Genomic DNA, 14,864 nt, shown 5'->3' with positions numbered 1-14,864 from the left:
GTGCGCACTCTCGCGGTCAAGCCGGGCCTGAAGGGTGCCGGTGTCGGGCATCAGTTGCTGGAGAAGTTGTTGCAGACGGCCCGCTCTCGGTGGTCTACCAGCACGTCCAGGACATCCCCACGCCCGTGTCTGGAGGCGCTCCCAGGTGTCCAGGGCGCGTTGGTCCGCCGAGGAGGTGCCGAGCGAGATGCCGAACTGCCCGTACAGGGCACGGTGGTCGGCGGCGTGTGTGCGCAGCAGGGTGGCCGCCGAGTGCCGGGCGGCGGACCGGACCTTGGTGCGGGCGAGGCGCTCGGGGTCGAGGGACGGGTCGCGGAAGCGGGCGGCGGCATCCGGCACGTAGTCGGTGCCACCGCTCAAAACGACGGTGAGGTCCCTGCACCCCGTGAAGGTGATGTGCGGCCCGTCGACCCGGACGCTCCCTCCGTCGCCGTACGCCGTGATCGCGGCCCCGTAGCGCAGCCCGTTCGGGAGGGCGGCCCCGAAGGAGACCGCCGGGTCCTCGCCGTGGGTGCCCTCCAGGGTGACGGTGCCGGTGTAGCGGCCGCCGCCGCTCTGCGTGAAGTGCAGGACGATGACGTCGTCGGGCTTGCTGGCGAAGATCTGCCGCCGATAGGTGACGCCCTTGCGGAGGTACGACGTTCCGACGACCCCTTGTGCGAGGTCGAGGGTGCGGCGGTAGCCGGAGACGGCGGAGAGGTCGTGGTCCGGGATGTCGACGGTGAGCCGGGCCAGCAGGGTGAAGGAGCCGAAGTCCTGGCGGCCGTAGGGGAATTGGCCGTCGGAGTCGAGGGTGTCGTTGAGGCCGCCGGTCCACATCGTGGCGTCGGTGACGAGGAGGAGTTCGCGGCCGGGGTCGTTGCTCGCGAGGGCGCCGAGGCGGCCGTTGCCGACGGGCAGGCCCTGTTCGATCATCGAGTGGTCGTCGGCGGGGGCCTGCCACCAGAGCGTGTCCTGCGGTGTGCTCTCGACGGAGTCGGTGGGGCGCTGCGGTTCCGCCGACGCGGTGAAGGCGGGGAGCGCGCCGAGGGCTCCGGTGAGCGCGGCGAGGGACATCAGGGTGCGTCTGGACAGGGCGTGCGACGGTTCGCTGGGCATGGCGGCTCCTGTCAGGGCATTCAGGAAGACTGGGGTACGTCGATCCGGTCGATGTCCGGCGCGTAGTCGTTGCCGCTGTCGAAGGTGATCGTGTTGCTGCCGGCCTTGAGCGTCACGGGCACGTAGACGCTCGACACGGTCCCCCAGTCGCCGGTGGCGGGGAGCTTGTGGCGGGTGGCGCCGCCGCCGTTCGCCGAGACGTCCACCGAGCGGGCGTCGCCGCTGATGTAGGAGACCTTGATCTGGTAGGTGCCGGACTTCGCGACGACGACGTCGTTGAAGGTCAGCTTTCCGCCGAGGTACAAGTTGCCGACCTTCTTTCCGTCGGAGCAGGCGGAGCAGTCGGCGACGGAGGCGTTGCCGGTGAGGGTGTTGGCCGGGGACTCGGCCTCGTAGCCGGTGGAGGCCAGTGCGGTGCCGCGCGGGGTGACGGTGAACAGGCGGGAGCCGTGGGCGGGCAGGGCCTGGGAGACCTTGTTCCGGTGGGTGCCGAGGTTCTCGTGGTTCCAGAGGTCGCGGACGGCCGCCTTGCCGGTGAAGCCGAGGGTGGACCAGTCGGCGGTCACCGAGGCCGGCTTGTCGGCCAGGTTGAACAGGGCGACGGTGTAGGTGCCGTCGGGGTTCTTCGAGGCCCACACCTGCTGGGGGTCGGACGGGGTGACCGGGTGCGCGGGCGGGTTGGGGCCCTGGTTGAGGGCGATGACCTCGCGGTTGGTCAGCAGGGAGAGGCCGTAGGAGTCGAGGCGGGTGAGGTCGTCGCCGGTGTAGAGCGGGGACTTGGCGATGGCCCACAGGGTGGCGTAGCTCTGCCGCTCGGCCTTGGTCAGGCCGTCCATCTCGCCGTTGCCGACGTCCAGGGAGTCCAGGTCGTTCCAGCCGCCGGGTCCGGCGTGCCGGGTCCAGGCGGGGGTGTCGTCCCAGCGGTCGTCGACCGAGTTCTCCCAGCTGACGAGGGTGTTGCAGTAGCACTCGACGTCGGTGTCGATGCGCCGGCCCTGCGAGTACTTCTTCCAGTCGGCCGCGTGGCCGATGTCGAGGGACCAGGAGAGTTCGAGGTGGATCGGGCGGCCGGTCTCCGCTATCGCCCGGTGCCAGGCGGCCACGTCGGCGACGTTGTCGTACTGGTCGCCGCTCTTCCCGGAGCCGGGGCCGACGCCGTCGAGTTTGAGGAAGTCGTAGCCCCAGCCGGCGATCAACTCGGCCTGGGAGTCTATGTACTTGCTGGTGCAGGGCTTGGCGAAGTCGAGCTTGTAGGCGCTGTCCCAGCCGTTGGTGGTGCGCAGGTCGTCGTAGACGATGTCGGCGGTGGTACAGCCGTCGGCGTTCCAGATCGGCGTCCTACCGTCCCCGTACGCGCCCTTCTCCAGGCCGGCCGGGAGGTAGATGCCGGCCTTGAGGCCCTTGGCGTGGATGCGGTCGGCGACGGCCTTCATGCCGCTGGGGAAGCGCACGGGGTCGGGCTTCTGGCGGCCGTACTGGTCGAACCCGGACTTCCAGGTCTTGTCCATCCACCAGCCGGCGTCGATGTTGACGTACTCGTAGCCGTACTTCTTGAGCTTCGCGGCCAGGGCGTCGGTCTGCTTGAGGACGTTGGCCTCGGTGAGGTAGCTGTAGTCGCCGTCCGGGTTGAGGCCGGGGTACTTGGACGACTGCATGCTCCAACTCGACCAGCCCATATAGGGCTTGGCGGCCTGGGCGGTCGCGGGGGTGTCGGCGGCGTGGGCCGTGGGGACGGCGACCGCGGTGAGGGCGAGCACCAGGAGGGCTCTCGCGGGCATGGGGAAGTACGAGGATGACCGCATGGGTCGTGCCTCCAAGGGGATGCGGGTGCTTATCGGCTCGTGTCCGGGGTGATGAAGGACTGGATGGCGGTGGCCGCGGCGCCGCGCGCCCACTCTTCGAAGGGCAGCGGGCGGGTGCGGACGTCGCACTGGGCGGCGGAGCCGAACGCGGCCGCGACGAAGGCGTCGCGGATCTGTTCGGCGAACAGGTCGTAGGCGGCGAGTCCCTCGCCGGAGATGATCACGCGCTCGGGTCCGAGGAGGTTGGCGACGGTGGCGATGCCCCGGCCGATCGCCTCGCCCGCGCGGGCGTAGACGTCCCGGGCCCCGGCGACGCCGCGGTGGGCGAGGGCCAACGCCTCGGCGGGGCCGGTGAGTTCGGTGCCGGTGGCCTCACCGATCTGCCGGAGGATCGCGGCCTCACCCGCGACGGCTTCCACGCAGCCGCGGTTGCCGCAGTGGCACAGGGGGCCGTTCGGGTCGACGGTCACGTGCCCGATCTCGCCGGCGACCCCGTGGGCCCCGGCGACCACCTTGCCGTGTACCACCAGGCCGCAGCCGATGCCGGTGCCGACGGTCACCAGGGCGAAGTCGGACAGGCCGACTCCGGCGCCGAACCACTGCTCGGCGACGGTCAGGGCGCGCACGTCGTTGTCCACGGTGACCGGCAACCCCGTGGTCATGGCGGCGAGTTCGGCGAGTGGGACGTCCCGCCAGTCGAGGAACGGCGAGTAGCGGACGGTGCCCTCGGCGCGGTCGACGTCGCCGGAGACGGCGATGCCGAGGCCGAGGACCGGGGCGGTGAACTCCCCCGCCTCGCCGAGCAGTTGCTGGACGAGATCCGCGACGGCCGCGAGCACGGCCTTGGGATCGCGGTCGGCCAGCGGCAGATGGCGGGCGACGCGGATCCGGCAGCACAGGTCGGTGAGCACGCCGATGACCTCGTCGCCGGTCACCTTCACCCCGATGAACAGCGCGCGTCCGCCGTCCACGCGGACGAGGTTCGCGGGCCGCCCGAGGGCGGGACGCGCCTCCTCGTCCGCGCCCTCCACCAGGTACCCGGCCTCGATGAGGGGCCGGACGGCCTTGGTGACGGCTGCCGGGGACAGCCCGACACGCCGGGCCACCTCCAGTCGCGGGAGGGGCCCCTGCGACAGGACGGTGGTGAACACCTGCGAGGCGGCCGGTGTGTTCACCGGGAAGGTCTCGGCACGCGGGGTCGGGCTCATGGCCGGAAACCTAGAGGCATTCTTTTCCGTCGTCAATAAAGGAAACACAAATCCGGTTCACAGGTGGGACGGGTCCACCAATCGCCACTTTTCATGATCTTCACGGCAATACTCCCCTCAGTGACGGGCCATCGAGAGACAGGAGCAGAGGCTGATGAGGAGAGCGGGAGTACGTGCGGGGACGGTCGTCGGAGCGGTGCTGATGTCCTTGCCGGCGGTCCCTGCCCACGCCGGGTCGGTCGCCCCGCGCGACCCGGACCTCGCAGGTGTGCGCGGCGTGTTGCGTGCGGCGCTGCGCGGGGGCGCACCGGGCGCGATGGCACGGATCGACGACCGGGGCACGGTGTTCCGGGCGACGACGGGCGTGGCCGACCGCACGACCGGAAGAGCCCTCGCCGCCACCGACCGTTTCCGCATCGGCAGCGTGACCAAGGTGTTCACCGCCACCGTGCTGCTGCAACTGGTCGACGAGAAGAAGCTGAAGCTCGACGCGCCGGTCGACCGCTATCTGCCGGGCCTGCTGCCCGACCGCCGGATCACCGTCCGGCAGGTGCTGAGCCACCGCAGCGGGCTGTACGACTACACGAACGACATGTTCGCGAGTTCGGTCTCGGGGTTCGAGGCGGTCCGCAAGAAGGTGTTCACCCCCAGGGAGCTGGTGCGCCGCTCCCTGCGGCATCCGCGCACGCACGCGCCGGGCACGGTCTACTCGTACTCGAACACCAATTTCGTCGTCGCCGGCATGCTGATCGAGAAGCTCACCGGGAATCCTGTGGGCAGCGAGTACGAGAACCGGATCATCCGGCCGCTGAAGCTGCGCGACACCTTCTATGTGCACCCCGCCCTGAGGATCCCGGGCCGGCACGCCCACGGCTACCTCACCCCGGACCGGGCGGGCGCGGCCCTGGTCGACGCCACCGAGCAGACCGTGTCGTGGGCCCAGAGCGCGGGGGCGCTGATCTCCAGCACGCGGGACCTCAACACCTTCCTGTCCGCACTGCTCAGGGGCCGGCTCACCTCGGCCGCGCGGCTGGCGCAGATGGAGCGGTGGGTACCGGCGGGGACCGGTCAGGCGTACGGCCTCGGACTGCGCCGTCGTGATCTGTCGTGCGGGGTGTCGGTGTACGGCCACACGGGTGCCGTGCAGGGCTTCTACACGTACGCGTTCGCGTCGAAGGACGGGAAGCGGAGTCTGGCCGCCGCCGTCAACACGTCCAACAACGGCACGGTCCTCACCACGATGCTGCGCACGCTGGACTCCGCGTTCTGCGGGAAGTCGGTGAAGGTGCGGCGCGGGGTAGCACCGGTGGAGCGGCAGGAGGACGTGGCGCCGGCGGTTCCGCTGGGCTGAGCGGTTTCCCCGCGGGGTCGGGAACCCGGGCGTCCCGGTGCGCGTTGATCGGGACGAGCCGAGAGACGACAGCAGGGCGGCACCATGAGCGAGTTGGTCCCCGGGGGCAATCTGCCCCTCCCCGCCGGGGCCGTGACCGTCCGGGTGCCCGGCCCCTTCGACGTGTCCGCGCTCGTCACGGACGAGGGCGGCAAGGTCCGGGGCGACGCGGACTTCGTGTTCTACAACCAGCCCGGCGCACCCGGCGCCCACCTGTCCGGGGACACGCTCACCGTCGATCCGCGCCGGCTGCGGGCCGGGGCGAGCCGGGTCACGGTGGTCGTCAGCCCGGCCGACCCCACCACTCCCCTGGGCCGGCTGCCCGCACCCGTCCTGCACGTGACGGATGCGGGCGGCCGAGCGCTGGCCCGGTTCGCCCCGCCCCGGCCACGCCAGGAGACGGTCCTGCTGCTGGCGGAGATATACCGGCGCGGGGACGGCTGGAAGCTGCGGGCCCTGGGCCAGGGGTACGCCGACGGACTCGCCGGCCTGGCACGGGATTTCGGGGTGGACGTCCTGGACGAGCCGGCGGGGACCGCGTCACGGACAACGCCGACAGGGGCCGCCTCCCCGACGGCGCCGACGCGGGCCGGATCGGCATCCGCACGTCCGACCCCGCCGCCCGCTCCTGGGCACGACACACGCCCTACCCCGCCGACGCCCACCGCGCGCCCCGCCCAGGGCGCCACGATGCACTCCCCCGCTCCCCCGGGCCCCGACGGCTTCCTCCCCCTCGTCAACTCCGCCCGCGCCCAAGCCGGTTCACCCCCGGTCGTCCTCGACGCCCGCCTCACCACCGCCGCCCACGCCCACGCCTCCGCGATGGCCTCCGCCGGACGCCTCGGCGGCGAGGGGCCGGACGGTGTCTCCGTGCACCAGCGCCTCGCGGCCACCGGGTACGCGTACGTCACGGTCCGGGAGCACCTGGTCTCCGGCCCGCGTACCGCCGCGGAGTTCGTCGACTACTGCCTGCGCACCGACCAGGCCCGCCGCGCCCTGTACGACCGTGACGTCGTCCACGTCGGCGTGGCCCAGGTCCGCGGCCGCGACGGCGACACGTACTGGACGGCGCTGTGGGCGAGGCCGCTCGGTCCGGGCGATCTCCGGCGGACCGCCGACGAGGTCGTCGACCTCACCAACCGGGAGCGGGCCAGGGCCGGTCTGCGCCCCCTGGCCGTCGACGCGCACCTCACGTCCGCCGCGCAGGCGTACAGCACGGACATGGCGGTCCGCGCCTTCTACTCCCACACCTCGCCCGAGGGCACCCAGCCCTGGGACCGGGCCGCCGCCGCGGGCTCCAGCCGGCGCACGATCGGCGAGAACATCGCCTGCGGGCAGCGCACCCCGGCCGAGGTCGTGGAGGGCTGGATGAACAGCCCCGGCCACCGCGCCAACATCCTCAAGCCCGACTTCACCCACATCGGCATCGGCTTCGCGGGCGGCGGCCCGGCGGGCACGTACTGGACGCAGTTGTTCGGCGCCTGAAGTCCTCGCGCCTGCCGGAAGCAGCACCGCGAACTCGCCACGCCGGAAGGGATCTTGGCGGAACGAAACCCTCCGGGCCACGATGCCCCTCATGAAGGGTGACCTGTTTTCCAGTGAGCACATGGTGCAGCCGGCCACGGCGCCGGGCATGACCGTCGAGAACTCCAAGTGCATCAGGTACGCGGTGCACGGCGAGATGCTCGCCCGCCAGGGCGCGATGATCGCCTACCGCGGCAATCTCCAGTTCGAGCGCAAGGGCCAGGGCGTGGGCGGCATGCTCAAGCGGGCCGTCACCGGCGAGGGCCTGCCGCTGATGACGGTGCGCGGCCAGGGCGAGGCCTGGTTCGCGCACGAGGCCCAGAACTGTTTCATCGTCGACGTCGAGCAGGGCGACGAGTTCACCGTCAACGGCCGCAACGTCCTGTGTTTCGACGCCACGTTGGCCTACCGCATTTCGACGGTGAAGGGCGCGGGGATCGCAGGCGGCGGCCTGTTCAACAGCGTCTTCACGGGCCACGGCAGGCTCGGGCTGGTCTGCGAGGGCAACCCGCTGGTCATCCCGGTCTCCCAGGAGTACCCGGTGTACGTCGACACGGACGCGGTGGTCGGCTGGACCGCCGGCCTGAACACCTCGCTGCACCGCTCGCAGTCCATCGGCTCGATGCTGCGCGGCGGTTCCGGCGAGGCCGTCCAGCTGATGCTCCAGGGCCAGGGCTATGTCGTGGTCCGTCCGAGCGAGGAGACCCCGCAGAAACCCCAGCAGCACTGAGACGGCCGACCTGCCGCGGGTGGGCCGGGCGTCTCGGGCCGCCCCGAGACGCACAACTCCGGTCACCTGCGGCACTGTTCTCCTGACCCGTCGTACAGGAGATGAACAACTGGACAGCGTTGTCCATCGGTTGAGGGTTTGATTGAACAGATCCAGCCGCGCCCGCCGTAAGTCTGTGAAAGGTGAGAGCCAGGGGTTCAGCGAGGGATGAGCATGGTCAAGGCGCACGTCTCCACACATGAGTTGGTCGCCGGTCGGTACCGTCCCCTGGACGTCCTGCACGGCGAGACCAACCGGACCTGCTGGTACGGCGAGGACATCACGACCGAGCGGCCCTGTCTGCTCACCCAGGTCGGCCTGCCTCCCGATACCGACCCGGAGACGGCGCAGCGCACCGCCGCCGGTGTCGTGCGGATGTCCAAGACCATGCGGGTCCTCGCGCCCGGCCGGGTCGTCGCGGTGCTCGACGCCGTCGAGCAGGACGGCGCCCTGTGGACCGTGACCGAGTGCGTCGACGGCGTCCCGCTCGGCGAACTCCTCGCCCAGCAGGGGACGTTCGACCCGGCCCGGGCGGCACGCATCGGTCTGGAGCTGCTAGAGGTCCTGGACGCGGCGCACGGCGAGGGCATCACCCACGGCGAACTGAGCCCGGGGCAGGTGTTCGTGGGCAACCAGGGTTCCGTCGTGGTCACCGGCTTCGGCCTGGCCGGGGCGACCCTCGCGCCGAGGCTCTCGGCACCGTCGTACGCCTCCCCGGAGCAGGCCCGCGACGAGCGCATCGGGCCGGCCGCGGACCTGTGGGCGCTCGGCGCGATCCTGTACACGATGGTCGAGGGCCGGCCGCCCTTCCGGGACCGCGACCGTCCGGCGGCCACGCTCAAGGGGGTGGACCGGCTGCCGTTGCGCGCGCCGCTGCGGGCCGGGCCGCTCACGGCGATCGTGCAGGGGCTGCTGCGCAAGAACTCCACGGAGCGGCTGACCCGTGCCGCGGTCCGCGGCACGCTCGACCGGATCATCGACGAGGAGTCCGATGCGAGTGCGCCGGAGGAGCCGAGGCCCCGGCTGCGCGTCTGGTACGCGGCCGCCCCGGCCCGCAACAGCCGTCTGCTGATCGCCGGGACCGCGCTGGCCGTCGTCACGGTGGCCGCCGCCGTCCTCACCGCCACCAGTTCGCTGCCCTTCAACGACACCTCGGCCGGCGACGAGCCGAGTGCCCCGGTCACCTCGGCCGCCGCCTCCTCGCCGCCCTCCCCATCCACGAACCCTTCTGCGAGCCCTTCCGGGGACCGGATCGACGGGAAGCCCTCCAGCCCTCCCACGACGGCGTCTCCGACGCCCACACCGACGAAGAGCGCCTCCGCCACACCGGGCACGGGGCTGCCGCCGGGGTTCAGCGAGTACCACTCCCCCGAAGGCTTCTCGATCTCGCTGCCCAAGGGCTGGAAGGTGCTGGAGACCTCCCGCCAGGACGACCTGGCCTACCGCGTCACCTTCGGTGCCGCCGGGGACCCGCGCACCCTGGCCGTCACGTACAGCAAGGTCGTGGGCCCCGACCCGGTGGTCGTCTGGCGCGACGACGTGGAGCCGGAGTTGGAGACGCACACCGGCTACGAGCGCCTCGGCGACATCCGCGCGACGACCTACCAGGGCCGCAAGGCCGCCGACATGCAGTGGGTCGAGGACGTCGACGGCGCTCAAGTGCGCACGCTCGGCCGGGGTTTCCTGGTCGGCGGGGGCAGCGGCTACTCGCTGCGGTGGACGACACCGTCCGCCGACTGGAACGACGACGCGAACCAGGACGCGCTCGACGCGTTCTTCAAGACCTTCGACGTACCCGAGGACTGAGCGCCCTCAGCCCCGGGGCGCCCGCATCCGACGCAGCGGACCGTCGTGCAGCGGCTGGGTACGCCAGCGCGCGGTGAACGTCCGGTCGCTCCGTGAACAGGTCACCAGCAGATGGTGGGGCGTCTCCAGGAACGCCACGTCCACGGCGAGGGTGTCCTCGTCGGTCCAACCCCCGCTGACGGCTGCGGGCACATCGTCCTCGGTGACCGTCCAGACGCCCGGCCGCAGCCGCAGCTCCAGTCGGTGGCCGTCCTCGACGAGGGTGAGCCGGCCTTCCGGTCCGGCTTCGACAGCGGTCAGCGTCGGCTGGCCGGCACAGACACCGCCGTAGGGAGTGAAGACCGTGACGTCCCCCTCCCTCGGAGAGCCTTCGGCCAGCGCCACCGCGAGCAGGCCGAGCCGCTCGGCCAGCGCCTTGTCCACGCTCTCCCGGCCGCTCAGCGGGGCGGGCCCGCACGCGGGGAGCAGGTGCTGCCAGACGAGGTCCAGCACCTTCTGCATGTCGGTGGTCTCCGAGGTGAGCGCGAGCACGGCGTCCTGCTCGGGCAGCACCACACAGAACTGCCCGTAGGCGCCGTCGCCGCGGTAGCCGTGCCGGGACATCCAGAACTGGAAGCCGTAGCCCCGCTCCCAGTCCGAAGTCCCCTCCCCGTTCGCGATCTGCACGCGTGTCGCCTCGGCCACCCACGCCTCGGGCAGCACCCGCTCGCCCTCCCACACACCGCGCGCCAGATACAGCTGCCCGAGCCGGGCGACCGCGTCGGTGGTGGCGTGCAGCCCGCTGAAGCCCAGCTCCCGGCCCGCCCGGTCGTGCAGCCACGCCACCTCGCCGATGCCGAGCGGGTCGAACAGCCGGGGCCGCAGGTAGGCGGTCAGCGTCCGGCCGGTGACGCGCTGGAGGATCGCCGCGAGCGTGTAGGTGGCGGGCTGGTCGTAGAGGAAGACGGTGCCCGGGTCCCGGTCCGGCGGGAGCAGCAGGAAGCCGCGGACGATGTCGTGGGGATCGAGCGCGAGCGCCGGGTCGAAGGTCCACTCCACGTGCCCGCTCGACATGGAAGCAATGTGCCGGACGAGCATCGCGCGGGTGCGCGGGTCGGTGACCTCGGCGTCGAGTTCCGGGAAGTACGAGATCACCGGGTCGTCGAGCCGGATCAGCCCCTCGGCGACGGCGAACCCGGCGGCCGTCGCGGTGAAGCTCTTGCTGAGCGAGTACAGCAGCTGCGGACGCTCCGGTCCGTACGGCGCCCACCAGCCGGACGCGACGACGTGACCGTGCCGCAGCAGCACGAGGCTGTGCGGCTCGATGTCCGGGGCGGATTCGAGGGCGTCGAGGAAGGCGTGGACCTTCGAGGCGTCGACGCCCTGGGCAGCGGGGGGACTCGTAGGCAGAGAGCGCATGCGGACATCCTGGCGCCGTTTTCGGCTCCGCCGTCAGGGGACCCGGTACGCATGGTGCGAATCGGATACACGATGATGACGGAGCAGGCCGGCCCCCGTGAGCTCGTCGACCATGTGGTGCGGGCGGAAGAGGCGGGCTTCGACTTCTCGGTGACCTCGGACCACTACTTTCCGTGGCTGCGCTCGCAGGGTCACTCACCGTACGCGTGGAGCGTGCTCGGGGCCGCCGCCCAGGCGACCTCGCGGATCCCGCTGATGACGTACGTGACCTGTCCGACGGTCCGCTACCACCCGGCGGTGGTGGCGCAGAAGGCGGCCACGCTGCAGCTGCTGTCCGAGGGCCGCTTCCGGCTCGGTCTTGGCTCCGGCGAGAACCTCAACGAGCATGTGGTGGGCGGCGGTTGGCCGTCGGCCGACGTACGGCACGAGATGCTGGAGGAGGCGGTGGAGATCATCCGCGCGCTCTTCGAGGGCGGCCATGTGAACCATCGTGGGACCCACTTCGACGTGGAGTCGGCCCGGTTGTGGGACCTTCCCGACGCCCCGCCGCCGATCGGTATCGCCGTCTCCGGCGAGCAGTCCTGCGCGCTCGCGGGCCGGCTCGCCGACCTCGTCATCGCCACCGAACCGAAGGCCGGCCTGCTGGAGGCCTTCGACCGGCACGGCGGCGCCGGCAAGCCGCGGGTGGGCCAACTCCCGGTCTGCTACGACCCGGACCGGGACACCGCCGTGAAGCGGGCGCACTCGCAGTTCCGCTGGTTCGGCAACGGCTGGAAGGTCAACTCCGAGCTGCCGCACCCGGATTCCTTCGAGTCGGCCACGCAGTTCGTGACGGAGGACGACGTGGCCTCGTCCATCCCGTGCGGCGACGATCCCGACGCCTTCGTGGAGGCCGTACGGCCGTACGCGGAGGCGGGGTTCACCGAGATCGCGCTGGTGCAGATCGGCGGCGACTCGCAGCCGGAGTACCTGGACTGGTCGGCGAAGACGCTGCTGCCGGCGCTGCGCGACGCGCTCGGCTGAGCGGAGCGGCCTGACGGGGCGGCGCGCACGGGTGGCTTAGGCTTCCGACCTGCACAGTGTGCGGTTCGAACAAGCCTGCCCAGGAGAAGCACCCGTGACCCTTGCGATCGACCCGTCCGAGACCTCGGCCGAGACATCCTCCGCGCCCCTGAACGACCTCGTCGCGCGGGACGCCCGCGAGTTCGGGGTCTACGCGCGGACCGGCGCATGGACCTTCGGCCTGATGGTGGCGCGCAGCGTACGGCCCGGCGGCCAGGGCGCGGACGAGACGCCCAAGGTCTCGGCGAAGGAGTTCGCCGAGCTGGCCGGCTGCTCGCCCGAGCGCGTCATGCGCTACTACAAGGCCTGGGACCGGGCCGCCGACGACGGCATGGTCCCGCACTTCGAGGCGCTGGCGCCGGGCCAGGAGGTGGAGCTGCCGGACGCGGACGTGTGGCTGAGCTACTACAGCTCGCGCAACAGCTCCGGCTCCGAGCGGGGCACGGCCATCGCCGAGGCCGCCGAGGCCGAGGGCATCCGCCCGACCAAGGCGCTGGAGGTCGCGGAGAACCCGACCGCGCTGCGCGCCGCGATCCTCGCCGACCCCTCCACCGCCCGGGCGGCGCGCAGCGCCCTGCTGGACCGGATCAAGGAGGACCCGGAGCTTCAGGCCTCGCTGGCCCGGGACGTGGTGCGCACCGACGACCTGAAGAAGGCGGTGGCCACCGAGAGCAGGGCCGCCGACCGGATCGGCTACGTCCGCCAGATCGCCGAGTCCGGCCAGGTCAAGACACCGGCCGGGCAGACCATCGACGCACCGGTCGACCTGCGCCAGGAGGCCGAGCGCCATCTGTCCCTCCTGGAGGAGCTGGACGAGGACGAGGACACCGGCGAGTGGGCGGCCGAGGCCTTCGACACGATGAAGAACCTCGTCGCCGAGGCCGTCGAGGCCGACCCCGACCTCCGGGTCCAGGAGCGGCGGACGAAGTTCTACAGCAGCCTCCAGAAGGCGACCAAGGCGTTCGAGGAGCTGACCTTCGACGACGCCCAGGACTTCTACGAGGACGACATGGTCCAGCGCCTGGAGGAACTCCAGCAGGCCATCGCGTCCTGTCTGTCCGCTCTGCGCGGAGCGAAGGACAATCACCCGAACGACTGAGCATCTTGGGCGCGGGAGGGGTACTAGAGGGTCCTACGTCCTTCTCCCCGGAGGCCTCCAGGTGAACTCCTTCGCGCACCGGACCGCGCACAAGACCCTCGTCGTGCAACTGCAGGCGGGCGAGACGGGCCGCTGTCCCGTGCTCGCCCACCTGGGCTACGACGCCTCGGACCCGTTCGCCGTCACCGCAGTGTTCAGCCACGACGGCCGGGTGCTGGCGCGCTGGCGGCTGGACCGGGAGATGCTCGCCGACGGACTGCGCGGCCCGGTCGGGGTGGGGGACGTGAGACTGCGCCCCGTCTCGACCGGTGTCTGGGAGGAGCTGCGCATGGACTTCTACGGCGACGCGCGCTCCGACGGGCAGCGCCAGCACGCGGTGGTCTTCGCCTGGGCCCCCGCGCTCACCGCCTTCCTGTGCGAGACCCGCGAGATCGTGCCGACGGGCCAGGAGGAGGTCAGCGTCGACGAGTTCCTGGCCTCGGTCATCGCGGGCGGCTGAGCCGTACAGCGCGGGCCGACTGAGTAGCCGTACTCATGCCGTCGCGGCCTGTCCGCCCCGACGATGAGGCTCCTACGACAAGGAGCATCCGATGACCGCTGTGCGACGGCCGCTGCCCGTCCTGCTCGCCTGGGCCGTGATCGCCGCGCTGGCCCTGTCCGCCTGGGGCCCGCGCGACCGCACGACCTGGTTCCTGGAGACCGTGTGGGTCCTGGTCGGGCTGCCGCTGATCGCCCTGACCTGGCGCCGCTTCCCGCTGACCGACCTGCTGTGCTGTCTGCTGGCGGTGCACGCGCTCGTGCTGATCGTGGGCGGCCACTACACCTACGCGCAGGTGCCGCTCGGCGACTGGGTGCGGGGCACCTTCGGGCTCGACCGCAATCCGTACGACCGTCTCGGCCACCTCATGCAGGGCTTCGTACCGGCGGTTCTGGTACGGGAGGTGCTCAGCCGTACCTCGCCGCTGCGGGGCAGCCGCTGGCTGGCGCCGCTGACGGTGTGCGCGTGCCTGGCGTTCAGCGCGGTCTTCGAGATGCTGGAGTGGGCGGCCGCGGTGGCGGGCGGTCACGCGGCGGACGCGTTCCTGGCGACGCAGGGCGATGTGTGGGACACGCAGTGGGACATGTTCTGCGCGCTGATCGGCGCCACCGTCTCGGTGCTGGTCCTGAGCCGCGTGCACGACCGACAGCTGAAGCGGCTCACTTCGTCGTATAGCGGCGCCGGGTCCACAGCGGCAGCGCGAACCAGCACAGCAGGTACCACGCCACGACCGCGGTGACGAGCCACGGCACCCAGGAGTCGTGGGTCGCGACGCGCAGGATCAGCAGCAGGGCGGCCGTCATCGTCGTCAGGAGGAGGACGAGGCCCACGAAGGTCAGCCGGGAGGCGATCCGCACGGCCTGGGGTTTGATGCGTCGCCCCGAGACGAGACGGTGCAGGGAGACCGGCCCGATGAGGGCGCCGGTGGCGCAGGAGCCGAGGACGACGGTCACGATGTAGATGACCTGGTCGGTGTGGGCCAGGTCGTCGTACTTCGGTGTGAAGACCACCGTCAGCAGGAAGCCGAACAGGATCTGGACACCCGTCTGCGCGACCCGGATCTCCTGGATGAGTTCGCTCCACATGCGGTCCGCGCGTTCTTCCTGGGTCTCGTCGCGGCCTGTCCGTGTCACCGTGTCGACCATGCGGTCCGGGTATCCGGTACCTGAT

At 71.4% G+C, this 14,864-nt stretch carries 12 protein-coding genes and 2 pseudogenes; 9 read left to right on the top strand and 5 right to left on the bottom strand.

All coding sequences use genetic code 11. From position 1 onward, the window contains the following. Positions 1-93, top strand: a pseudogene (locus tag ABZ896_RS38550) (GNAT family N-acetyltransferase); the annotation flags it as partial. Positions 94-120: 27 nt separating this feature from the next. On the opposite strand, the pseudogene ABZ896_RS38545 reads toward ABZ896_RS38550, so the two are convergent. From ABZ896_RS38545 to ABZ896_RS38535, 3 genes and pseudogenes are all read right to left on the bottom strand, one after another. Beyond that, positions 121-1,098, bottom strand: a pseudogene (locus ABZ896_RS38545) (glycoside hydrolase N-terminal domain-containing protein); the annotation flags it as partial. A 20-nt stretch (positions 1,099-1,118) separates the two neighbouring features. Then, the gene (locus ABZ896_RS38540; protein ID WP_360939592.1) at positions 1,119-2,900 is read right to left on the bottom strand and encodes a carbohydrate-binding protein; all 1,782 of its coding nucleotides are present in this window, start codon (positions 2,898-2,900) and stop codon (positions 1,119-1,121) included. A 29-nt stretch (positions 2,901-2,929) separates the two neighbouring features. Then, complete coding sequence (locus ABZ896_RS38535; protein WP_360939590.1) at positions 2,930-4,108, bottom strand: ROK family transcriptional regulator; 1,179 nt, start codon at positions 4,106-4,108, stop codon at positions 2,930-2,932. Positions 4,109-4,262: 154 nt separating this feature from the next. Here ABZ896_RS38535 and ABZ896_RS38530 point away from each other — a divergent pair, with 154 nt between their 5' ends. The 4 genes from ABZ896_RS38530 to ABZ896_RS38515 all read left to right on the top strand — a co-directional run bounded on the left by ABZ896_RS38530 (position 4,263) and on the right by ABZ896_RS38515 (position 9,597). Beyond that, on the top strand, positions 4,263-5,459 hold the full coding sequence (locus ABZ896_RS38530) for a serine hydrolase domain-containing protein (protein ID WP_360939588.1): 1,197 nt from the start codon (positions 4,263-4,265) through the stop codon (positions 5,457-5,459). An 84-nt stretch (positions 5,460-5,543) separates the two neighbouring features. Continuing rightward, positions 5,544-6,983, top strand: coding sequence for a CAP domain-containing protein (locus ABZ896_RS38525; RefSeq protein ID WP_360939586.1), 1,440 nt, complete (start codon positions 5,544-5,546; stop codon positions 6,981-6,983). A gap of 91 nt (positions 6,984-7,074) precedes the next feature. Beyond that, complete coding sequence (locus ABZ896_RS38520) at positions 7,075-7,752, top strand: AIM24 family protein (protein WP_360939584.1); 678 nt, start codon at positions 7,075-7,077, stop codon at positions 7,750-7,752. A gap of 207 nt (positions 7,753-7,959) precedes the next feature. Then, positions 7,960-9,597 carry a serine/threonine-protein kinase gene (locus ABZ896_RS38515; protein WP_360939582.1) on the top strand — a complete coding sequence of 546 codons (1,638 nt, stop codon included), beginning with the start codon at positions 7,960-7,962 and terminating at the stop codon, positions 9,595-9,597. Positions 9,598-9,603: 6 nt separating this feature from the next. On the opposite strand, the gene ABZ896_RS38510 is transcribed toward ABZ896_RS38515, so the two are convergent. Then, on the bottom strand, positions 9,604-10,995 hold the full coding sequence (locus tag ABZ896_RS38510) for a serine hydrolase (protein ID WP_360939580.1): 1,392 nt from the start codon (positions 10,993-10,995) through the stop codon (positions 9,604-9,606). A 51-nt stretch (positions 10,996-11,046) separates the two neighbouring features. Between ABZ896_RS38510 and ABZ896_RS38505 the strand changes: the two genes are divergently transcribed. From ABZ896_RS38505 to ABZ896_RS38490, 4 genes are all read left to right on the top strand, one after another. Further along, positions 11,047-12,018 carry an LLM class F420-dependent oxidoreductase gene (locus ABZ896_RS38505; protein WP_360939578.1) on the top strand — a complete coding sequence of 324 codons (972 nt, stop codon included), beginning with the start codon at positions 11,047-11,049 and terminating at the stop codon, positions 12,016-12,018. Between the two features lie 94 nt (positions 12,019-12,112). Next, a complete protein-coding gene (locus tag ABZ896_RS38500; protein ID WP_360939576.1) occupies positions 12,113-13,156 on the top strand; it encodes a hypothetical protein in 1,044 nt (347 codons plus the stop codon). A gap of 61 nt (positions 13,157-13,217) precedes the next feature. After that, the gene (locus ABZ896_RS38495; RefSeq protein ID WP_360939574.1) at positions 13,218-13,655 is read left to right on the top strand and encodes an SsgA family sporulation/cell division regulator; all 438 of its coding nucleotides are present in this window, start codon (positions 13,218-13,220) and stop codon (positions 13,653-13,655) included. 91 nt (positions 13,656-13,746) lie between these two features. Continuing rightward, positions 13,747-14,433, top strand: a complete 687-nt coding sequence (locus ABZ896_RS38490) for a DUF2238 domain-containing protein (RefSeq protein ID WP_360939572.1) — start codon at positions 13,747-13,749, stop codon at positions 14,431-14,433. Here the strand turns inward: ABZ896_RS38490 and ABZ896_RS38485 are convergent. Continuing rightward, the gene (locus ABZ896_RS38485) at positions 14,354-14,839 is read right to left on the bottom strand and encodes a DUF6328 family protein (protein ID WP_360939570.1); all 486 of its coding nucleotides are present in this window, start codon (positions 14,837-14,839) and stop codon (positions 14,354-14,356) included. The two genes, ABZ896_RS38490 and ABZ896_RS38485, sit on opposite strands and share 80 nt — an antisense overlap. Between the last annotated feature and the right edge of the window lie 25 nt (positions 14,840-14,864).

Source organism: Streptomyces sp. NPDC047072 (genome assembly GCF_040643855.1).
Lineage (GTDB): Bacteria > Actinomycetota > Actinomycetes > Streptomycetales > Streptomycetaceae > Streptomyces.
This window is presented reverse-complemented; position numbering and strand designations above follow the sequence as displayed.